Source organism: Streptomyces sp. NBRC 109706 (assembly GCF_000974485.1).
In the GTDB taxonomy this organism is placed as follows: Bacteria; Actinomycetota; Actinomycetes; order Streptomycetales; family Streptomycetaceae; genus Streptomyces.
Window position 1 is genome coordinate 662,055 of record NZ_BBOM01000007.1, and the last position, 21,082, is coordinate 683,136.

The 21,082-nt window shown below is 70.1% G+C and carries 14 protein-coding genes; 7 read left to right on the forward strand and 7 right to left on the reverse strand.

Going from position 1 to position 21,082, the window contains the following annotated elements; translation table 11 throughout:
• Window positions 1-104: 104 nt before the first annotated feature.
• Both AOM46_RS16930 and AOM46_RS32035 read right to left on the reverse strand, forming a co-directional pair.
• Window positions 105-974, reverse strand: a complete 870-nt coding sequence (locus AOM46_RS16930) for a triacylglycerol lipase (protein WP_062212269.1) — start codon at window positions 972-974, stop codon at window positions 105-107.
• A gap of 168 nt (window positions 975-1,142) precedes the next feature.
• Entirely contained in the window at window positions 1,143-1,604 is a 462-nt protein-coding gene (locus tag AOM46_RS32035) for a hypothetical protein (RefSeq protein WP_199823983.1), read from the reverse strand.
• A gap of 180 nt (window positions 1,605-1,784) precedes the next feature.
• Here AOM46_RS32035 and AOM46_RS16940 point away from each other — a divergent pair, with 180 nt between their 5' ends.
• Window positions 1,785-3,554 carry an ABC transporter ATP-binding protein gene (locus tag AOM46_RS16940; RefSeq protein WP_062212273.1) on the forward strand — a complete coding sequence of 590 codons (1,770 nt, stop codon included), beginning with the start codon at window positions 1,785-1,787 and terminating at the stop codon, window positions 3,552-3,554.
• 278 nt (window positions 3,555-3,832) lie between these two features.
• On the opposite strand, the gene AOM46_RS16945 is transcribed toward AOM46_RS16940, so the two are convergent.
• From AOM46_RS16945 to AOM46_RS16960, 4 genes are all read right to left on the reverse strand, one after another.
• Complete coding sequence (locus AOM46_RS16945; protein WP_062212275.1) at window positions 3,833-5,656, reverse strand: glycoside hydrolase family 2 protein; 1,824 nt, start codon at window positions 5,654-5,656, stop codon at window positions 3,833-3,835.
• Window positions 5,657-5,812: 156 nt separating this feature from the next.
• Window positions 5,813-6,739 carry a carbohydrate ABC transporter permease gene (locus AOM46_RS16950; RefSeq protein ID WP_062212277.1) on the reverse strand — a complete coding sequence of 309 codons (927 nt, stop codon included), beginning with the start codon at window positions 6,737-6,739 and terminating at the stop codon, window positions 5,813-5,815.
• A gap of 2 nt (window positions 6,740-6,741) precedes the next feature.
• Window positions 6,742-7,704, reverse strand: coding sequence for a carbohydrate ABC transporter permease (locus AOM46_RS16955; RefSeq protein WP_062212279.1), 963 nt, complete (start codon window positions 7,702-7,704; stop codon window positions 6,742-6,744).
• A gap of 21 nt (window positions 7,705-7,725) precedes the next feature.
• Window positions 7,726-9,072: an extracellular solute-binding protein gene (locus AOM46_RS16960; RefSeq protein ID WP_078856897.1), complete on the reverse strand. Its 1,347-nt coding sequence runs from the start codon at window positions 9,070-9,072 to the stop codon at window positions 7,726-7,728.
• Between the two features lie 174 nt (window positions 9,073-9,246).
• Between AOM46_RS16960 and AOM46_RS16965 the strand changes: the two genes are divergently transcribed.
• The 6 genes from AOM46_RS16965 (at window position 9,247) to AOM46_RS16990 (ending at window position 18,705) form a co-directional block, all read left to right on the forward strand.
• A complete protein-coding gene (locus tag AOM46_RS16965) occupies window positions 9,247-10,284 on the forward strand; it encodes a LacI family DNA-binding transcriptional regulator (protein ID WP_062212283.1) in 1,038 nt (345 codons plus the stop codon).
• Between the two features lie 800 nt (window positions 10,285-11,084).
• A complete protein-coding gene (locus tag AOM46_RS16970) occupies window positions 11,085-12,560 on the forward strand; it encodes a glycosyl hydrolase (protein ID WP_234313814.1) in 1,476 nt (491 codons plus the stop codon).
• A gap of 164 nt (window positions 12,561-12,724) precedes the next feature.
• On the forward strand, window positions 12,725-13,912 hold the full coding sequence (locus AOM46_RS16975) for a CaiB/BaiF CoA-transferase family protein (RefSeq protein ID WP_199823984.1): 1,188 nt from the start codon (window positions 12,725-12,727) through the stop codon (window positions 13,910-13,912).
• A gap of 10 nt (window positions 13,913-13,922) precedes the next feature.
• Entirely contained in the window at window positions 13,923-15,065 is a 1,143-nt protein-coding gene (locus AOM46_RS16980; protein ID WP_062212286.1) for an acyl-CoA dehydrogenase family protein, read from the forward strand.
• Window positions 15,066-15,183: 118 nt separating this feature from the next.
• The gene (locus AOM46_RS16985) at window positions 15,184-16,398 is read left to right on the forward strand and encodes an acetyl-CoA C-acetyltransferase (RefSeq protein WP_062212289.1); all 1,215 of its coding nucleotides are present in this window, start codon (window positions 15,184-15,186) and stop codon (window positions 16,396-16,398) included.
• 45 nt (window positions 16,399-16,443) lie between these two features.
• The gene (locus AOM46_RS16990) at window positions 16,444-18,705 is read left to right on the forward strand and encodes a 3-hydroxyacyl-CoA dehydrogenase NAD-binding domain-containing protein (RefSeq protein ID WP_078856898.1); all 2,262 of its coding nucleotides are present in this window, start codon (window positions 16,444-16,446) and stop codon (window positions 18,703-18,705) included.
• Between the two features lie 37 nt (window positions 18,706-18,742).
• Here the strand turns inward: AOM46_RS16990 and glgX are convergent, their stop codons facing one another.
• On the reverse strand, window positions 18,743-21,058 hold the full coding sequence (glgX, locus tag AOM46_RS16995) for a glycogen debranching protein GlgX (RefSeq protein ID WP_078856899.1): 2,316 nt from the start codon (window positions 21,056-21,058) through the stop codon (window positions 18,743-18,745).
• Window positions 21,059-21,082 lie beyond the last annotated feature (24 nt).

Genomic DNA, 21,082 nt, shown 5'->3' on the forward strand with positions numbered 1-21,082 from the left:
GCCGCCCCTCGGAAACGACGGGGCGGCCGTTCCCCGAGACGGTCGGGCGGCCGTTCCCCGAGACGGTGGGGCGGCCGTTCCCAGAGACGGTGGGGTGACCGTTCTCAGAAGAGGATGTGCCGGCAGTCGGTCGGTTCGGCGGTGGCCGGGTCCAGGGCGTTGACGACCTCGTGGAAGGCCATCCGGTCGGTGAGGCCGATGGTGACATGCTCGGAGACATTCAGCGGGCAGAGGTCCTGGAGCAGCACGTTCCGCACGCCCGGCTCGTCGATGAACTGCGTCCGGTACGGGGTGACGACCTCGTCGTAGCGGGTGGCGATCACGGTGTACTCGACGCCGGGAACGGTGTAGCCGTCCGCGTTCAGCTCGGTGAGGAAGTCCGAGCCGGTCACCTGCTGGATCATCGCCGGGGAGAAGCCGTCGATGGCGTCGGCGAGCCCGGGGAAGGCGTCGAGCAGCGCGGTGAGCCCCAGCAGCGTGGTGCCGTTGGTGCTGGGCGCGATGGCGATCAGCGCGTTGACCTTGTCGGCGGCGCCCGGGTGGTTCTTCAGGTAGTGGCGGGGCATCATCCCGCCCTGGGAGTGGCCGACGATATCCACCTCGTCGGCGCCCGTGGCGGCCAGCACCTCGTCGACATGGGCGGCCAGCTGCGCGGAGGACTCCTCGATGGGCCCGAGGCCGTGGAAGACCGGCAGCCCCGGCAGCTGACCGAAGTCCGACGAGTAGACGCAGTAGCCGCGTTCGACCAGGTAGGGGGCCAGGCCCAACCAGTTCAGCGTGCCGTTGGCGCCGGTGCCGTGCACCAGGACGACGGGACGCGGATGCTCGGAGACACAGTCGGTCTCGTTCCAACCCCCGCCCGCGGCGGAGGCGTTCGCCGTCCCGCCCGGCAGGGCGAGCAGCGGCAGGGCCAACAGGCCCGCCAGCAGGGCGAATCGGGGTTTGCCTGACGGTCCGAACTTCCCGAAGGGCATGGCGGCTCTCCTCACCCGGTGACCTTGGTGTGGCTCCCGTCACAGTGACGGGCCTCTGCCAAGTTACGGGCGGGTAACCCAACTCGCCCACACCGCCGACGGTGAAGAAACGTCCACACCTTCACCATTGATCCACCATGTCGCGGATCGCCGCGCCACCGCCCGGGGTTACTCGCGCCGCCCCGCCCGCCGGGGCGCGTCGGCGGCGCCGCACGGGAACGCCGCAGGCAGGACCACCAGACAGAGTGCGACAAACAGGACCGCGAAGCTGCCGGCGAGCGCGGCCCGCAACCCCAGGAGGGCGAGAAGTCCACTGACCGCGGTGACGGCGGCGAGGGCGATCGTCCGGACGGCTATCAGCGCGCGCAGATAGCGCACGCTGTTGAAACGCCCGCCCAGGCGCGATATCGGAACGGAACCGAGCACCTGCGCCGTCGTCATGGCGAAGACCATCGCGGCGCCGGCCGAGGCCGTCCCGGTGATCGGGAGAGCCAGCAGGCCGAAGGCGCTCCCCGCGGCCGCCTGCGGAACCCCGAAGGTGCCGGCCCCGGCCTGCCACCGCATGACATTCAGCCGGGAGTTCGCCCCGCCCGTCTCCCGCGACGAGGAGGTCTCTCGCGTCGCAGCCACCAAGACCCTCCGTCTCCCACCGGCGCCCGGCACGGTGGTCGTCCCGCCCAACCGCCCGTGCGGGCCCGGAGCTCCGCGGGACCGGAGCGTCCTCATGCGCCGGCGACGCGGACACAGAACCCCCGGGCGGGGTAGGGTCGTGGGCGGCCGAAAGCGCTTTCTATCTGGAGGCAATCTACCGTGGCCTCGCCGGTAGCCCCGCTCGAACATCGATACCGGGGAGAACACCCGGTCCGTACTCTTCTCTGGCTCCTCCACCCCGACCGCTGGAAGATCGCCCTCGCCTGCGTGGTCTTCACGATCAAGCACAGCCCACTGTGGCTCCTGCCGCTCACCACCGCCGCCATCGTCGACACCGTCGTGGACCACCGACCGGTCAGCAACCTCTGGTCCAGCGCGGGTGTGGTGCTGGCGATCCTGCTTGTCAACTTTCCTCTCCATCTGCTGTGGGTACGGCTGATGTTCGGCAGCGTGCGACGCATGGGCACGGCGCTGCGCTCCGCGCTCTGCACCCGGATGCAGCAGCTCTCCATCGGCTACCACAACCGGGTCAGCGCCGGCGTCCTCCAGGCGAAGGTGGTGCGCGATGTCGAGACCGTCGAGCAGATGGTCCAGCAGACCTCGGAGTCGGGCCTGGGCGCCGGCACCGTGCTGATCGGCGGCCTGGTCATCATCGGCCTACGGGCACCGGAGTTCCTGCCGATCTTCCTGGTGGTGGTGCCGTGCGCGGCCCTGCTGGTGATGCGGATGCGGCTGCGCCTTCGCACCCGCAACGAACACTTCCGCCGTGATGTCGAACAACTCTCCTCCCGGGTCTCGGAGATGACCCGACTGATCTCGGTCACCCGCGCCCATGGCCTGGAGGACAACGCGCTGCGTCGGATGAACGGCACCCTGCAGCGGGTGCTGGACTCGGCGCTGCGCCTCGACCTGCTCAACGGCCGGGTGGCCTCGGCTTCCTGGGTGCTCCTCAACACCCTGGGCCTGTCGTTCCTCACCGGCGCCGCGCTGGTCGCCTACTACGAGGTGTGGGACGTCACGGCCGGCGATGTGGTGATGCTCAGCGCCTTTCTCACCACCCTGACCAACTCGACCACCACCCTGCTCGCCCTGGTCCCCGTGATCACCAAGGGCCTTGAATCGGTGCGCTCAGCGGGCGAGGTGCTTCAGGCTCCCGCTCTGGAGGAGAACGAGGGCAAGGCCGAAGTCACCGAGGTGCGGGGCGCGTTCACCTTCGACGAGGTGTCCTTCGGCTACGAGGGGGACGACGAGCGGCCCGCCGTGCGTCGGATGAGTCTGGCCGTCGCGCCGGGCGAGACGATCGCGTTGGTCGGTGCTTCGGGCGCGGGCAAGTCGACCGTGCTGAACCTCCTTATCGGCTTTGTCAGGCCCACTCGGGGGCGGCTGTTGTTGGACGGGGTCGACATGAGCGGGCTCGATCTGCGGACCTACCGCAGCTTTGTCTCCGTCGTCCCCCAGGAGTCGATCCTCTTCGAGGGCACCGTTCGGGAGAACGTCGCCTATGGCATGGACCACGCGGACGAGACGACCGTCCGGGATGCCCTGACCGCGGCCAACGCGCTGGAGTTCGTCGAGCGGCTGCCCGGCGGACTCGACGCGGTGGTCGGCGAGCACGGCGCGCGGCTCTCCGGCGGTCAGCGCCAACGGCTCGCCATCGCACGCGCGTTGATCCGCGATCCCAGGGTGCTGATCCTCGACGAGGCGACCTCCGCGCTGGACACCCGTTCCGAGGCCCTGGTGCAGCAGGCCCTGGCACGGCTGGTGCGCGGCCGGACCACGTTTGTGGTGGCGCACCGGCTGTCGACGATCAGAGGAGCGGACCGGATCGTGGTGATGGACCAAGGAGAGATCGTGGAGACCGGAACCCACGACGAACTCCTCGCCCGTGGGGGTGCGTACGCGGCCCTCCAGTCCGGCCAACTCAGCTGAACACCCCCACACCTCCCACGTCACCGGGACACCACCCCCGAAGCACGCTGGGCATCAACTCCGGGCATCCATCACCTCCCTACCTTCAGGACCACGCCGTCCGGGAGTCCCCGGAGGCGGCCAGCGCCGGCATCAGCATTCAACTCCCCACCCTGTGAACCTGATGTAAACGAACCGCGATGACCACGAACCGTGCCCCCGGACCTGGAGAACCAGATCCGGGGGCACGGTCGGCATGGGCGACCTCGGCGAGCCGGGCCGACCCGGGCAGGGGACCGTCAGTGCTCGCCGTTCTCGATGGCGGCCGGGCGCAGCTGTGCCGCGCGGACACGGTCGACGTCCAGCTTGACCGAGCGGTCGAAGCGGTAGACGCCGTTCTGCTCCTGGAAGACGTCCGTCAGCTGGGTGTAGCAGTAGCCGAACATGTCCGGATCCTCCAGCAGCACGCCGGTGAGCCCGGCGAACCGCTGCTGGAACTCCTCCTCGTCGCGCGGCCGGTCGCCATAGCCCCAGGACTCGGCGCGGTCGTCGCCGCGCGCCTCGGCGGCGGTCTCCGGGCACCACCAGATGCCGCCGAACTCGCTGACGAAGTAGGGCTGTCCGTTGTAGGGCACCGACCACGGCTTGCCGTCGTCATAGGCGTTGACATAGGGCTCGTTCCGGCTGAGCCCGCCGACCTGCTTGGCGAACGCCTCCGGGTTCTGCTCGTAGGTGTGGGAGTCGTAGACATCGGTCTCCGGGACGCGGTGCGCGTACCCGGAGGTGTCCAGCACCGGCCGGCTGGTGTCCATCGCCTTGGTCGCGAGGAACATGCCCCGGGTGATCACGTCGAGTTGGGTGATGCGGTCGCTGAGGCCCTGGTAGGTCTCGTTGAGCGGGCACCAGCCGATGATCGACGGGTGGGAGTAGTCCCGCTCGACGGCCTCCAGCCACTGCGCGACATAGGAGGCGTCGGGCTGCTGGTTGTCGTCGCTGCGACCGCCGACATTGCAGCCCCAGTCGCCGAACTCGCCCCAGACCAGGTAGCCCAGGCGGTCCGCGTGGTAGAGGAAGCGCTCCTCGAAGACCTTCTGGTGCAGCCGGGCGCCGTTGAAGCCGGCCTCAAGGGAGAGTTCGATATCGCGCAGCAGGGCCTCGTCGCTGGGCGCGGTCATCAGTCCGTCGGGGTACCAGCCCTGGTCGAGGACGAGGCGCTGGAAGACCTTCTCACCGTTGATGGTGATGGCCTTGCCGTCGATGCCGACGGAGCGCAGGCCGGCATAGCTCTCCGCGCTGTCCAGCACGGTGCCGTCCGCGTCGCGGAGTTCGAGGCGCAGATCGTAGAGGTGCGGGTCGCCGGTGCTCCACACCCGGCGGCGGTCGGCCGGGACGGGGAGGTGGAGGCGGGGCGCGAGATCGAGGTCGGCGCGGGCCTCGGCGGTGGCCACCTCGCCGTCGGCGTCGCTGAGCACGGCGCGGACGGTGTGCCCGGGGCGGTTGCCGGAGAGGGGCAGTTCCAGATGGAACGCCGAACCGGCCAGGTCGGGGGTGATCCTGGGCCGCTTGAGATGGTCCTGGGCGACCGGCTCCAGCCAGACGGTCTGCCAGATGCCGGTGGTCCTGGTGTAGTGGCAGTCGGTGTTGGCGTAGCGGACGGCCTGCTTGCCGCGCGCCTGCGGGCCCGACTTGGGGTCGCGGGCGCGGACCACGATGGTGATCACCTCGCCGGCCCGGGCGACGTCGCCCAGATCGGCGGTGAAGGGGGTGAATCCGCCACGGTGGCGGACGACCTGGGCGCCGTTGACCCAGACGGTGGTGTCGTAGTCGACGGCCTGGAAGTGCAGCAGCACCCTGCGGCCCGCCCAGTCGGCGGGGACGGTCGCGGTGCGGCGGTACCAGACCGCCTCAAGGAAGTCGGTCTCGCCGATACCGGAAAGCTCCGACTCCGGGCAGAAGGGAACAATGATCTCGCCGTTGAGGTCACGGTCCAGCAGTCCGCGATCGATTCCGCTGTCGCCACGGTCGAACTCGAACTGCCAGGTGCCATTGAGGTTGAGCCAGTCGCCACGGACGAACTGCGGCCGCGGGTATTCGGGCCGCGGAATGGCGGAGGGGGAAGGCACAGAGACTCCAGTGAGATGGGTTGTTTCCGATGCGAGGTTCCGCATCGAACGAGAAAAGCTCGTGATGAGGGCGGTGGTAGGCGCGGCGGTCGGGAGGCGGAACGGGGACGGTGGCGGTCGCCGGCGCCGCCACCGTCCCGCTCCACGGCTCGCGGATCAGGTGCCGCCCAGGCCCGTGGTGGCCACGGACTTGACGATGCGGCGCTGGAAGAAGAGGAAGACGACGATCAGCGGTGCGGCGGCGAGCAGGGCCGCGGCCATGCTCTGGGCGTAGACCACGCCGTAGGCGTCCTTGACGGTGGCGAGGCCGACCGGGAGCGTCATCAGGTTGGGGTCGTTGGTGACGATGAAGGGCCACATGAAGTTGTTCCACGCGCCGATGAAGACGAACACCGAGACGGCGGCGACGATCGGGCGGGACAGCGGCAGCACGATCGACCAGAAGACCCGGAGGTCGGACGCGCCGTCGATGCGGGCCGCCTCCTCCAACTCCCGTGGGATGCCGTCGAAGAAGCGCTTCAGGATGAACACCATCATCGGCGCCACCACCTGCGGGAGGATCACCGCCCAGTAGGTGTCCACCAGGTTGAAGGCGAGCATCTCCTGGAACAGCGGCACGATCAGCAGCTGCGGCGGGACCATGATCGACGCGACCGTGACGCCCAGCAGCAGCTTGCGGCCCTTGAAGGTGCCACGGGAGAGGCCGTAGGCGGCCAGGGTCGAGATCACAATGGTGATCAGGGTGACCAGAACGGCAATCAGAATGCTGTTGAACGCCCAGATCGGAACGTTCCCGCGATCGAGAATGGTGCGGTAGGGCTCAAGAGTCAGCGCACCCTTGATCGGGTTGAACCCGGGTGTGGCGACATCCTGTTCGCTCTGGAACGAGGTGGCGATCGCCCAGACAAAGGGCAGCAGCCAGATGACGGCGAAGACCACCAGACCGCAGCCGGCCAGGATCCTGGGCAGTCGACCGTGGCCCAGCAGCAGCGGGGAGCTGTCGTCGTCCGCCTTGCGGCGGGGGCGACGGCCCAGCGGGCCTCCGGCGGGGTGGAGACGGGGACGCGTCGTCGTCGCGGACACGGTCAGCCCTCCTGACGCGGGAAGATCCGCAGCTGGGCGATGGAGATGATGATGATCAGGGCGAAGAACAGGTACGAGACGGCGGAGGCATAGCCCAGCCGGTAGCCGGTGAAGCCGACGTCGTAGATGTATTCGAGGATCGGCCGGGTGGAGTTGTTGGGACCACCCTTGGTGAGGATGTAGATCTGGTCGAACACCTTGAGCGAGGCGAGGATCTGCAGCATCGCCACCAGCCCGTGGGTGCGGTTGAGCTGCGGCAGGGTGATCGAGAAGAGCCGCCGCCAGGCGCCGGCCCCGTCCAGTGCCGCAGCCTCATACAACTGGTCGGGAAGCGACTGAAGAGCGGCCAGATAGAGAAGGAAGTTAAAGCCGACCGTCCACCAGACGGTCAGAGCCGCAATGGACCACATGGCGAACTGCTCGTCGGAGAGCCAGCCGATGGGCTCGAACCCCAGCTTCTCCAGCGCCTGGTTGGCCATCCCCAGGTCCGGCTGGTAGAGCCACTGCCAGATGATGGTGACCACGCTGACCGGCAGCAGATAGGGCGCGAAGAACGCCAGCCGCCAGATCCACTGGCCGGCGAGCCCGGTGTGCACCAGCAGCGCCATGCCGAGCGCCACGACCACCAGCGGGATCACCGTGATCACGGTGAAGAAGAGGGTGTTGCCGAGGCTGCTCCACACATCGGGATCGCCGAATGCCTCGGCGAAGTTGTCAAAACCGACAAAGTCCGTGCCGCTGAGCGTCAACGACTCATCGGTGAAGCTCATCCACAGGCCCTGAATGATCGGCCAGATCATAAAGAGCGCGAAGGCCACAGCAAAGGGGAGGACGAACAACCAGCCGGTCTGACGGCGCCGGCCGCGTTGATCACGTGGGTCGCGTGGCTCTCGGTTCGCCGGCGGGGCCGTGCCGGCCTTCGCGCTGTCGTCGGTCGCGTTGGATCGCGATGCGGTGGTGCTCACGTCACAGGCTCCTTGTCTCCGTCACGCGACCGGGTTGGGTTGGTCGAGCATCGAGGCGGACGCGCTGACCATCTGCTCCACGGCCCGCTCGGGCGACATGTTGCCCAGCAGCGCCGACTGCATCGGCTGCGTCATCTGGTTCTGGAAGTTGGATCCGGAACCGGTGAACCAGTTGGGCGGGTCGAGGACGGCGACCTCCGAGGCCCCCGCGTAGGACGCCTGGGGATCGAGTTCGGCGTACCGCTCGTCCGCGATCACCGGCTCGTACGCGGGGATATGGCCGGCGGACGCCCAGGTGTAGCTGGCCTTGAGCATGGTGGCGACAAAACGGTGCGCCTCCCGGCGGCGGGCCTCGTCCACCCGCGACTGCCGGGGCAACACATAGGCGTGCGAGTCGGCGTTCACCGCCGGCTGGTCGAAGATCGTGGGGAAGGGGGCCGCGCCCAGTGGACGCCCGGTGCTCCTGAGGTTGGGCAGCTCCCACTCCCCGGAGAAAATCATGGCCCCCCGGCTCCCCTGGAAGGCAGCCATCGCCCCCGCATAGTCAAGGTGGTTGGGGTTCCGGTCGCCGTCGAACAGCTCCGTCATAAAAGTGATCACGCGCACGGCCGCGTCAACGTCGACCTCGGGCTCGCCACCATCCGGCAGCACCCACTTGGCACCGGTCTGCGCGTAGAGACCGTTGAACAGCCGCCAGCACTGGGCCTGGTCGCCCACATGCCCGAAGAGCACCCCGGTGCCGTTCTGCGCCGAGGCGAGCGCTTCGCTCGCCGCCAGCATCCGGTCCGGCGAACCGATCGGCGCCAACTCCCCTTCGCTGTCCAGCAGTCCGGCCTGGTCGGCTATCTCCTTGTCGTAGAAGACGATGAACGGGTGGGTGTCCAGCGGGATCGCATAGACCTCGCCGTCCCACTTCGCGCGCTCCCAGATCGCCGGGGCGAAGTGCTCCTCGCCCACCCCGAACTCGGCCAGCACATCGAGGTCGAAGGGGTCGAGCAGGCCGCCCGGCGCGTAACCCGCCAGCCGGGAGAGATGGAGCACCGCCACCTCGGGCGCCCGCCCGCCGGCCGCCGCCATGGCGAGCTTGGTGTAGTAGGAGGGGCCCCACTCCAGAATCGTCCGGTCGACCGAGAAGGCGTCGGCACCCGAGGTGGCCGTCTCCAGCATCTCGTCCATCAACACGCCGTCGCCGCCGGAGAAGAGGTCCCATACCCGCAGCGAGGAGGAGCCGGAAGGCGAGGCCGGCGAGGCGCAGCCGGCCAGCAGACCCGGCGCGGCGACGGCGCCGGCCCCGGCGAGTCCCCACCGGAGCAGTCCTCGGCGGCCCATCCGCAATCCGCCACCATGTCCGGAATGATCGAAGCTCATTTCGCACCTTTCCCACCCGACGCTGGGTTGTTGATACGTGTTTACAGCGATGTAGAAAGCCGTGTAAAGAGGTTGGTACGCGTTGCTTTCTGTCGGAGATTCCCGACAGATGGTTACTGTTCGACCCGCCGGCCGGGGGCCCGGTACGATCGATCGCGGCTCAGGGAGGTCGGGTTGGCGAGGCCCAGGATCAAGGACGTGGCGCAGCTGGCGGGCGTCTCCGAGAAGACGGTTTCCAACGTCATCAATGACTACGTCCACGTCTCGGACCGCACGCGGCGGGTGGTCCGCCAGGCCATAGACGACCTCGGCTACCGGGTCAACCTCGCGGGACGCCACCTCAGACGGGGCCGCACCGGCATCCTCGCCCTGGTGGTACCGGAGTTGGACCTCCCCTACTTCGCCGAGCTGGCCAACCTGATCATCGCGGAGGCGGACCGCAACGGGCTCACCGTCCTGGTGCACCAGACCCGCGCCGACCGGGAGCACGAGCTGTCCGCGCTGAACGGCTTCGGCTCGGACTTCGCCGACGGCGTCATCCTCAGCCCGTTGGCGCTGGTCGACGACGACCTCAGAAACCGCAGGGGGGCGCTGCCCACGGTGCTCCTCGGCGAGACGCTGGGCGCCGGACAGGCCGACCATGTCGCCATCGACAACGAGTCGGCCGCCCGCGAGGCCACCGAGCACCTGCTCGCCCTCGGCCGCCGCCGCATCCTGGTGATCGGCGGCAGGGAGGCCGCCGGCCCCGGCACCGCCGAACTGCGCACCCGGGGCTATCTCAGCGCGCTCGCGGCGGCGAACATCCCCTACGACCCCTCGATGCTCCTGCCGGTCCGGAAGTTCGCGACCCCGGACGGAGCGGCGGCGATCCACACCGCCCTGGAGAGCGGCGCCCGTCCCGACGGCCTGCTCGCCCTCAACGACCAGATGGCGATCGGCGCGATCCGCGTCCTGCACGAGCGCGGCCTGCGCGTCCCCGACGATGTCGCGGTGGTCGGCTTCGACGACGTCGAGGCGGGACGCTTCAGCGTTCCCACCCTCACCACCGTCGCCCCCGACAAGGCGGCGATCGCGGGCGCGGCCGTGGGCATGCTGGTCCAACGCATCGCCGAGTCCAACGCCCCCGCCTCCCCCACCACGGCACCACCGCCGCCACCGCACGAACGCGTGGTCCCCCACCACCTGATGGTCAGAGAAAGCACGGCCCGCTGACCCGTCCGCCGCACCCCCACCCCTGCGGCACCGACCCCGACACGCCACCGACGCCCCGAGCCGGCGGGAGGCGGGCACTCCGACCGACCACGCGCACCAGACGACCCCCGGCCCACGCCGAACCGGGACACCCCGAGCCGGATCCCAACGGCGCATCGGCACGGAAACAACCACGGCACCACAACAGTTCACGCCCCGGGGCGAGCCACCACACGAACCCCACCACGCGAACGACCACGGGCCCACGCCGGAGCCGAGCCCGACGCGTCGACGCGACAACGGCCGTCGCACCACAACGGTTCGCGGCCCGAGGCGAGCCACCGCCCGGAAACCCGACCCCCGCCCGGTCGCCACGGGCCACCCCCGTCCCGCGCCGGCCGCGCCAGGCCACCGCCCGGCCGCCAGGCCGACGCGGACCACCCCCGGCGTGGCCGCCAGCGGCCACGCCGCCGCCCGCGGCGGCAAGCCCACCGCGCCAGGCCACCGCTCGGCCGCACCACCATTGGGGGCCGAACACCGCACACACACACAGGTACGCACGCACACGCGCAGATAGAACCACCGAAAGCGACCGCCGCCAACCCATCCGACCAACTCTCCAACCGTCGCCCGCCATCCACGGTCGGATTCCGACCCAACCGCACAGCGTCACCCACCCCCACCACACTCCCCGGCCACCCCACCCCCGTCATTGACATGCTCGCGACCCTGCGTTCGAATGAGTGCGGGAGCGCTCCCATTCGCAAGATCCACAACACAATCGCGCAGGAACACACCTCACGGGACGAGGGTGATCACGTATGACGATGACGATGCGGACGCCGATACGAACAGCGCTCGCCGGCGCGGCGCTGGCCGGCCTGTTGGCCGCCACGGGAGCGACAGCCGCCACCGCGGGGGAGGATCCCGCCGCCGAGACGCCTGCCCCCGCCGAGGCCGAGGTCTACGAGGCCGAGGACGGCGAGTTGGTCGGGGTGGAGGTGGACAACACCGCCCCCGGGTACTCGGGCAGCGGCTATGTGACCGGTTTTGACGCCGACCACGATCAGGTCACCATCAGCATCCCGGAAAGCCCGGGCGGATTGCACGAGTTGACCGTTCACTACCGGACACCGAACGGTCAGAAGAATGCGACGCTGCTGCTGAACGGGTCCGGCATGGGCGAGATCACCCTGCCGGAGACGAACGAGTTCACCGCCCTGCCCGCCGGCAAGGTGCTGCTCCAGGAGGGCACCAACACCCTGACGGTGCGCAGCAACTGGGGCTGGTACGAGATCGACGCGATCAGCCTGGAGCCGGCGGCCGAACGACCGCCGCACCAGGTGACCGGCGAGCCGGTCAACCCGGACGCCTCGCCGGAGGCGCGGTCGCTGCTGAGCTATCTGACCGACCACTACGGCAACGCCATCCTCAGCGGTCAGCAGGACATGGCGTCCATCGAGTGGATCGAGGAGAACCTCGACACCTCGCCGGCCATCGCCGGCCTGGACCTGATGGACTACTCCCCCAGCCGCGTCGAGCGCGGCACGGTCGGACAGGACGTGGACCACGCGCTCGCCTGGGACGAACGTGGCGGGATCACCACCTTCGTCTGGCACTGGAACGCGCCCAGCGGGCTGATCGACGAACCGGGCAACGAGTGGTGGCGCGGCTTCTACACCGAGGCGACCACCTTCGACGTCGAGGCCGCGTTGGCCGATCCGTCGTCCGAGGACTACGGCTTGCTGCTGCGCGATATCGACGCCATCGCCGAGGAGTTGCAGCGGCTTGAGGACGCGGGCATCCCGGTGTTGTGGCGACCGCTGCACGAGGCCGAGGGTGGCTGGTTCTGGTGGGGTGCCAAGGGCGCCGAACCGGCCAAGGAGCTGTGGCGGCTGATGTACGACCGGCTGACCGAACTCCACGAGCTGGACAACCTGATCTGGGTGTGGAACTCCGTCGACCCCGAGTGGTACCCGGGCGACGACGTGGTGGACATCGTCAGCGCCGACTCGTATCCGCCGCCCGGCGACCACGGTCCGCTGAGCGCCACCTACGACCAGCTGGTCGAGTTGGGCCAGGACAGCAAGCTGGTTGCCCTCACCGAGTGCGGCCCGATCCCGGACCCGGACCTGTTGACGGCGTACCGGGCGGACTGGAGCTGGTTCGTCACCTGGTCCGGTGAGTTCCTCACCGACGGCAACTGGAACTCGCGCGAGCACCTGGAGCACGTCTACACCCATCCCGATGTGATCACGCTGGACGAGGTGGGCGACTTCAAGAACCACGGCCGCTGAGCCAGCCCGCCCAACCACTCTCCCGGCCGGCTCGTTCCGGCCATATCCGGGGCCCTGACGGTGGCACGCCGTCGGGGCCCCGGCGTGCCCGGGACCCCCCTTGCGTCTGACGCTACTCGTTCGTAACATCGCCGGCATGGCGGCATCCGTGTCGCCGTTCGCCGATGCTGGGGGGCCCATTGACCAGGACGGGGCCGAACGTCGGGCCGCTGGCCGGCGTGCGCGTGGTGGAGCTGGCCGGGATCGGCCCCGCGCCGTTCGCCGGGATGCTGCTGGCCGATCTGGGCGCCGATGTGGTGCGGGTTGACCGCCCGGGCGGCCAGCCCCTGGGCATCGATCCGGCGCACGATCTCACCAACCGCAACAAGCGTTCCGTGCTGGTGGATCTCAAGGCCGAGGCGGGTCCCGGCGCGGTGCTGGATCTGGTGGAGCGCGCCGATGTGCTGCTGGAGGGGTTCCGGCCCGGCGTCGCCGAGCGGCTGGGCGTCGGCCCCGAGGCGGCGCTCGCCCGTAACCCCGGGCTGGTGTACGGCAGGATGACGGGCTGGGGGCAGGACGGGCCGCTGGCGCCGCGGGCCGGCCATGACATCGGCTATCTGGCGACGGTGGGCGCGCTGGGCCTGATCGGCCCGGCCGACGGGCCGCCCTCGATCCCGGTCAATCTGCTGGGGGACTATGCGGGCGGCTCGTTGTACCTGGTCAGCGGGGTGCTGGCGGCGCTGCTGCACGCTGGGCGCACGGGCGTGGGGCAGGTGGTGGACGCCGCGATCGTGGACGGTACGGCGCATCTGACGTCGATGCTCTGGGGCATGCTGGGCGCCGGCGCCTGGCGGGACGCGCGCGGGGTCAACATCCTGGACGGCGCCTGCCCCTACTACTCGGTGTATGCCACGGCCGACGGCGGCTGGATGGCGGTCGGGGCCCTTGAGGAGCGGTTCTACGCGGAGTTCGCACGGCTGTTGGAGCTGCCGGCCGAGGCTCCCGACCGGGGGGACGTCGGCCGATGGCCCCGGTTGCGGGAGCTGATCGCGGCGCGCTTCGCCGAGCGTTCGCGGGCCGAGTGGTCGGAGATCTTCGAGGGGACGGACGCCTGTGTGGCGCCGGTGCTCTCGCTGGGCGAGGCCGCCGCTCATCCCCATCTGGCGGCGCGCGGCACCCTGGTCGATGAGGCGGGGGTGCGCCAGCCGGCGCCTGCCCCGCGTTTCTCGGCCACGCCCGGCGCCCTGCGCCGTCCGCCGGCCGAGCCGGGGGCGCATACGGCCGAGGTGGCGGCCGACTGGGCGGTGCCTACGCTGGTGGCCGCTCACAGCTCCGGCGAACGGCCGGAGCGGGGGACGGATGCGGGAAGCTGAGGTCAGCGCTATGCGTCGGGAGATCTTCGATCCTGAGCACCTGGAGTTCCGCGCGACGGTGCGGGCGTTTCTGGCACAGGAGGTGTCGCCGCACCACGAGCGGTGGGAGCGGGCGGGTGTGGTGGACCGTTCGGTCTGGTCGGCAGCGGGCCGGCAGGGGTTGTTGGGGCTCGCGGTGCCGGAGGAGTACGGGGGCGGCGGCAGCGCGGACTTCCGCTTTCCCATGGTGCTGGCCGAGGAGTTCGCCCGCGCCGGCGCCACCGGCCCCGGTTTCCGGGTGCACAACGACATCGTGGGCCCCTATCTCACCGAGTTGGCCACGGATGAGCAGAAGCGTCGTTGGCTGCCCGGTTTCTGTTCGGGCGAGATCATCACCGCCATCGCGATGACCGAGCCGGGGGCGGGTTCCGATCTGCAGGGCATCAGGACCAACGCCGTGGACAAGGGAGACCACTATCTCCTCAACGGGGCGAAGACGTTCATCTCCAACGGGATCCTCTCCGATCTGGTGATCGTGGTGGCCCGGACCACTCCGGAGGGCGGCTCGCGGGGGCTCAGCCTGTTGGTGGTGGAGCGTGGGATGGAGGGTTTCGAGCGCGGTCGGAACCTCGACAAGATCGGTCTGCACGCGCAGGACACCGCCGAGTTGTCGTTCACGGATGTGCGGGTGCCCAAGGAGAATTTGCTGGGCGAGGAGCACCACGGGTTCTCCTATCTGATGTCCCGGCTGCCGCAGGAGCGGCTGACCATCGCGGTGGGCGCGGCGGCGGTGGCCGAGGGCATCCTGGAGGCGACCACGGAGTACGTGCGCGGCCGCGAGGCGTTCGGCCGGCCGCTGTCCAAGCTGCAGCATGTCCGGTTCCAGATCGCCGAGTTGGCCACCGAGACCACCGTCACCAGGACGTTTATCGACCGCTGCGTGCTGGAGCACAACGCGGGCGGTCTGGACACCGCGCATGCCTCGATGGCCAAGTGGTGGGCCACCGAGCTGGCCAACAGGGTGGTCGACCGCTGTCTCCAACTCCACGGCGGCTACGGCTATATGGCGGAGTACCCGGTCGCCCGCGCGTTCACCGACAGCCGGGTGCAGACGATCTTCGGCGGCACCACGGAGATCATGAAGGAGATCATCGGCCGCTCCCTGCTGGACTGACGCGACACGGCGGGGCCGACGCCGAAGGGCAACCGCCGACCCATAGCCATCCCTTACGCATTCCGTACCCATCCGGTACGGATCCCGAAGAAGATTCCTGGAGAGAGGGGCAGCGACGTTGAGCACCGACGCGTTTGTCTACGAGGCCATTCGCACGCCGCGCGGGCGTGGCAAGGCGAACGGTTCGCTGCACGAGGTCAAGCCCGTCGATCTGGTGGTCGGGCTGATCGACGAGCTGCGCCGCCGCCTTCCCGGTCTCGACCCGGCCGCCATCGATGACATCGTCCTCGGCGTGGTCTCCCCGTTGGGGGATCAGGGCGCCGATATCGCCAGGACGGCGGCGCTCGCGGCCGGTCTGCCGGACACGGTGGCCGGCGTGCAGGAGAACCGCTTCTGCGCCTCGGGTCTTGAGGCGGTCAACCTCGCGGCGGCCAAGGTCCGTTCCGGCTGGGAGGATCTGGTGCTCGCCGGCGGCGTGGAGTCGATGTCGCGGGTGCCGATCGGCTCGGACGGGGGTGCCTGGGTGCATGACCCGATGACCAACTTCGCCACCGGCTTCGTCCCGCAGGGCGTGTCCGCCGACCTGATCGCGACCGTCGGGGGCTTCACCCGCCACGATGTGGACAGCTATGCCGCCGAGTCGCAGGCCAGGGCCGTGGCGGCCTGGAAGGACGGCAGGTTCGGCCGGTCGGTGGTCCCGGTCGTCGACCGCAACGGGCTGCTGGTGCTGGACCGCGACGAGCATGTGCGCCCCGGCACCACGGCGGAATCGCTGGCGAAGCTCAAGCCGTCCTTCGCGGCCATCGGTGAGCAGGGCGGTTTCGACGCGGTGGCGCTGCAGAAGTACCACTGGCTGGAGCGGATCGACCATGTGCACCACGCGGGGAACTCCTCGGGCATCGTGGACGGCGCCTCGCTGGTGCTGGTCGGCGGCCGGGAGGTCGGCGAGCGCTACGGTCTGACGCCCCGGGCGCGGGTGGTCTCGGCGGCGGTCTCGGGCTCCGAGCCGACGATCATGCTCACCGGCCCGGCCCCCGCCTCCCGAAAGGCCCTGGCCAAGGCCGGGTTGACGGTCGCCGATCTGGATCTGGTGGAGATCAACGAGGCGTTCGCCGCCGTGGTGTTGCGCTGCATCAGGGATCTCGATCTGGATCCGGAGATCGTCAATGTCAGCGGTGGGGCCATCGCGTTGGGGCATCCGTTGGGCGCCACGGGCGGGATGCTCCTGGGCACGCTGCTGGACGAGTTGGAGCGCAGGAACGGGCGGTACGGCCTGGTGACGCTGTGCGTGGGAGGCGGAATGGGAGTGGCCACCGTGCTGGAACGCCTCTGATCCCTTCGCCCGTTCAGCCCGTTCCGTCATCGAGGAGCAAGCCGCATGTCCCAGCCGTCGCAGCCGTCCCCTTCCCCCGCGTCGTCCGTGTCCCCCGCGTCGTCCGCGTCGTCCGTCGCCGAGCCCGAGCGGAACACCATCCGCTGGGAGCGGGACGGGAGCGGGATCGTCACACTGGTCCTGGACGATCCCGCCCAGTCGGCGAACACCATGAACGCCGCCTTTATCGACTCCCTGGTGTTTACCGTTGATCGGCTGGTGGCCGAACGGGATCAGATCCGGGGTGTGGTGATCACCTCGGCCAAGGAGACGTTCTTCGCCGGGGGCGATCTGCACGATCTGTTGGCGGCCACGCCGGCCGAGGCCGAGGAGGTCTTCGAGCGCGGGCTGCGGGTGAAGCGGGCGTTCCGGGCGCTGGAGACGCTGGGGCGTCCGGTGGTGGCGGCGATGGCCGGCACCGCGCTCGGCGGCGGTTTCGAGATCGCGCTGGCCTGCCACCACCGGATCGCGCTGGACGCGCCGAAGGCCAGGTTCGGGCTGCCCGAGGTGACCCTCGGGCTGCTGCCGGGCGGTGGCGGGGTGACGCGCACGGTGCGGCTGCTGGGCGTCGCCGACGCGCTGTCGAAGGTGCTGCTGGAGGGCCGGCGCTACCGTCCGGGCGCCGCCCTGGCCGCGGGTCTGGTGCATGAGGTCGTCGCCGACCGGGACGAACTGCTGGCGCGGGCCAGGGCGTTCGTCGAGGAGAACCCGGAGGCCGGGCAGCCCTGGGACGCCAAGGGCTATCGGATGCCGGGCGGCACCCCGAGCCATCCCAGGCTGGCGGCCACGCTGCCCGCGTTCCCCGCGCGGCTGCGGGAGCGGTTGAACGGCGCGCCCTATCCGGCGCAGCGCAACATCCTGGCCGCCGCGGTCGAGGGCGCCCAGGTGGACTTCGACACCGCCGCCAAGATCGAGGCGCGCTACTTCACCGAGTTGGTGGTCGGCCAGACCGCCAAGAACATGATCCAGGCGTTCTTCTTCGATATGCGCGCGGTCAACTCCGGTCGCAGTCGGCCGTCGGGGATCGCCCCGACCCAGGCGAGCAGGGTGGCGGTGCTGGGCGCCGGGATGATGGGCGCCGGCATCGCGCACGCCTGTGCCACGGCCGGCCTGGAGGTGGTGATCAAGGACGTCTCGCGGGAGGCCGCCGAGCGTGGCCGGGCCAAGGTCGAGGCGCTGCTGGAGAAGGCGGTGGGGCGCGGCCGGCTGACCGCCGAGCGGCGGGACGAGGTGCTGGCCAGGGTGGTGGCGACGGACGAGGCCGCCGAACTGGCCGGCAGCGATGTGGTCATCGAGGCGGTCTTCGAGGATCCGGCGCTCAAGCACAAGGTGTTCCAGGAGGTCCAGGACGTGGTGGCGCCCGACGCGCTGCTCTGCTCCAACACCTCGACGCTGCCGATCGGTCAGCTGGCCGAGGGGGTACGCCGGCAGGAGGACTTCATCGGGCTGCACTTCTTCTCGCCGGTGGAGCGGATGGCGCTGGTGGAGATCGTGGTCGGCGAGCGCACCGGCGAGCAGGCGTTGGCCCGCGCCTTCGATCTGGTACGGGCGATCGGCAAGACGCCGATCGTGGTGCGCGACGGGCGCGGCTTCTTCACCTCGCGGGTGATCGGACGCTTCCTGACCGAGGGCCTTGCCATGGTCGGCGAGGGGGTGCCGCCGGCCACCGTCGAACAGGCCGCGGCACAGGCCGGCTATCCGGCCCGGGTGCTGTCGCTGCTGGACGAGTTGACGCTCACCCTGCCGCGTCGCATCAGGGAGGAGACCCGCCGCGCGGTCGAGGAGGCCGGCGGCAGCTGGCAGCCGCACCCGGGGGACGCGGTGCTGGACCGGATGGTGGACGAGTTCGGTCGCACCGGACGGGCCGCCGGCGCCGGCTTCTACGAGTACCGGGACGGCGAACGGGCCGGCCTCTGGCCGGGGTTGCGCGAGCACTTCGGCGGCGAAGCGGGGCCCGAGGCGGTGCCGCCGTTCGCCGATCTCGTCGACCGGCTGCTGGTGGCGCCCGTGCTCGACTCGGTGCGCTGTCTGGACGAGGGGGTGCTGACCTCGGTCGCGGACGCCAACATCGGCTCGCTGCTCGGCATCGGCTTCCCCGCCTGGACGGGCGGCGTGCTCCAGTATGTCAACGGCCACCCGGGCGGCCCGGCCGGCTTTGTGGCCCGCGCCGACGAGCTGACCGCGCGCTATGGCGAACGGTTCACACCCCCCGCCTCGGTGCGCGAACTGGCCGCCCGCGACGGCCGGTTCACGGACGAGGAGCGTTAGGCGCCGGCGCGGGACGGTTACGCGGCGGCGCGGACGGCTACGCGCCGGCGCGAACGGGGACGTCCACCTGCTCCACCCGCAGCAGCAGCACCGAGCGCTCCGGCACCCGGAGCGCGGTGCCGCCGAGGTGGGTGGAGTCGGGTGGGGTGTCCTGGCGCTCCCGTGAGGTGTCCAGCAGCAGGCGGTAGACGGCGCCCCAGGGCGGGCCCGGCAGCGGGAAGTCGGTGGGCTCGGGGCCCGCGTGCAGCACGACGAGGAAGCTGACATCCGTCACCGGGCGTCCCCTGGCGTCCCGTTGGGGGATGTCCCGACCGGAGAGGTACATGCCCACGGTGTGGCTGGGCGCGTACCAGTCCTCCTCCGTCATCTCCTTGCCCTCGCCGGTGAACCAGCCCAGGTCCCTTATGCCGGCGGGGGCCTGGCGACGCCCGGAGAAGAACGCGCGCCGCCGCAGCACCGGATGCTCCCGACGCATCCGGATCAGCCGCCGGGTGAGATCCAACAGCGCCTGCCAGTGCTGGTTGCCGGTGAGGGACCAGTCGACCCAGCCGATCTCGTTGTCCTGGCAGTAGCCGTTGTTGTTGCCGCCCTGGGTGCGGCCGAACTCGTCGCCGGCCACCAGCATCGGCACGCCGGTGGAGAGCAGCAGGGTGGTCAGCAGATTGCGCAGCTGACGGCGACGGAGCGCGTTGACCTCGGGGTCGTCCGTCTCGCCCTCGGCGCCGCAGTTCCAGGCGCGGTTGTCGTCGGTGCCGTCACGGTTGTCCTCGCCGTTGGCCTCGTTGTGTTTGTGCTGGTAGGAGACGAGGTCGCGCAGGGTGAAACCGTCGTGCGCGGTCACGAAGTTGACGGATGCGTAGGGGCGTCGGCCGCCCCAGGCGTAGAGGTCGCTCGATCCGGAGAGCCGATAGCCGAGGTCCCGCACATCGGGCAGGGCACCGCGCCAGTAGTCGCGGACGGTGTCGCGGTAGCGGTCGTTCCACTCCGTCCAGAGCGGGGGGAAGGCGCCCACCTGGTAGCCGCCGTTGCCGACGTCCCAGGGCTCGGCGATCAGCTTGACCCGGCGGAGCACCGGATCCTGGGCGATCACGGCGAGGAACGGGGAGAGCATGTCGACGTCGTGCATGGAACGGGCCAGCGCGGCGGCCAGATCGAACCGGAACCCGTCCACGCCCATCTCCTGCACCCAGTAGCGCAGCGAGTCGGTGATCAGCCGCAGCACCTGGGGCTGGACCACATGGAGGGTGTTGCCGCAGCCGGTGTAGTCGGCGTAGCGGCGTGGGTCGTCGGCGAGTCGGTAGTAGCCGGGGTTGGCGATGCCGCGCAGCGAGAGGGTGGGGCCGCGCTCGTCGGCTTCGGCGGTGTGGTTGTAGACGACGTCGAGGATCACCTCGATGCCGGCCTGGTGCAGCGCCCTGACCATGTTCTTGAACTCGCCGACCTGCTGCCCCCGGCTGCCGGAGGCGCTGTAGCCGGCGTGCGGCGCGAAGTATCCGATGGAGTTGTAGCCCCAGTAGTTGGTGAGGCCCCGGCGCAGCAGATGGTCCTCGTGGGCGAACTGATGGACCGGCAGCAGCTCGACGGCGGTGACGCCGAGGCCGGTCAGATGCTCGATGGCGGCGGGGTGGGCCAGGCCCGCGTAGGTGCCGCGCAGTTCGGGCGGGATCTCGGGGTGGCGCATGGTGAAGCCGCGGACGTGCAGCTCGTAGATCACCGAGTCGGGCCAGGGGGTCTTGGGGCGCCGGTCGTCCACCCAGGTGTCGGTGTCGTGCACCACGACGCCCTTGGGGACATGGGGCGCGGAGTCCCGTTCGTCGCGCACGGTGTCGGCGATGTCCTGGCGCGGATGGTCCCTGGTGTGGCCGTAGACCTCGGGCGGCAGCGCGAACTCGCCGTCGACGGCGCGGGCGTAGGGGTCGAGCAGCAGCTTGGCCGGGTTCCAGCGGGCGCCGGCGAACGGATCCCAGGGGCCGTGCACCCGGTAGCCGTAGCGCTGCCCCGGGCGGACCCCGGGCAGGAAGCCGTGCCAGATCTCGTGGGTCAGCTCCTCAAGGGGGCAGCGGGTCTGATGCCCCTGGTCGTCGAAGAGGCAGACCTCGACGGCCTCGGCGCCGCCGGCCCAGAGGGCGAAGTTGGTGCCCTCGGTGCCGTCGGGGCCCACCCGGAACCTGGCGCCGAGGGGCTGGGGGTGACCGGGCCAGGCGTCGGTCCTGGTGTGCTCAGGTGCCTGGGACACGGGCGCCCTCCAATGTCTCTCACCCGGATGGTTCCCGGTTCCACGGCGGCCCGCACGTGTCGTGGCACGCGAGTTGACGGGAACGCGCCACTGTCCGGGAATACGGCATTTTGCCATGATTCGCCGTCCGAGGTGGGACTC

Excerpts from the sequence above, each read along its gene's own strand:
- glgX (WP_078856899.1), bottom strand. The coding sequence starts at position 21,058 with ATGGCAAAATGCCGTATTCCCGGACAGTGGCGCGTTCCCGTCAACTCG.
- AOM46_RS16970 (WP_234313814.1), top strand. The coding sequence starts at position 11,085 with ATGACGATGACGATGCGGACGCCGATACGAACAGCGCTCGCCGGCGCG.
- AOM46_RS16930 (WP_062212269.1), bottom strand. The coding sequence starts at position 974 with ATGCCCTTCGGGAAGTTCGGACCGTCAGGCAAACCCCGATTCGCCCTG.
- AOM46_RS16980 (WP_062212286.1), top strand. The coding sequence starts at position 13,923 with ATGCGTCGGGAGATCTTCGATCCTGAGCACCTGGAGTTCCGCGCGACG.
- AOM46_RS16960 (WP_078856897.1), bottom strand. The coding sequence starts at position 9,072 with ATGAGCTTCGATCATTCCGGACATGGTGGCGGATTGCGGATGGGCCGC.
- AOM46_RS16990 (WP_078856898.1), top strand. The coding sequence starts at position 16,444 with ATGTCCCAGCCGTCGCAGCCGTCCCCTTCCCCCGCGTCGTCCGTGTCC.
- AOM46_RS16975 (WP_199823984.1), top strand. The coding sequence starts at position 12,725 with ATGCTGGGGGGCCCATTGACCAGGACGGGGCCGAACGTCGGGCCGCTG.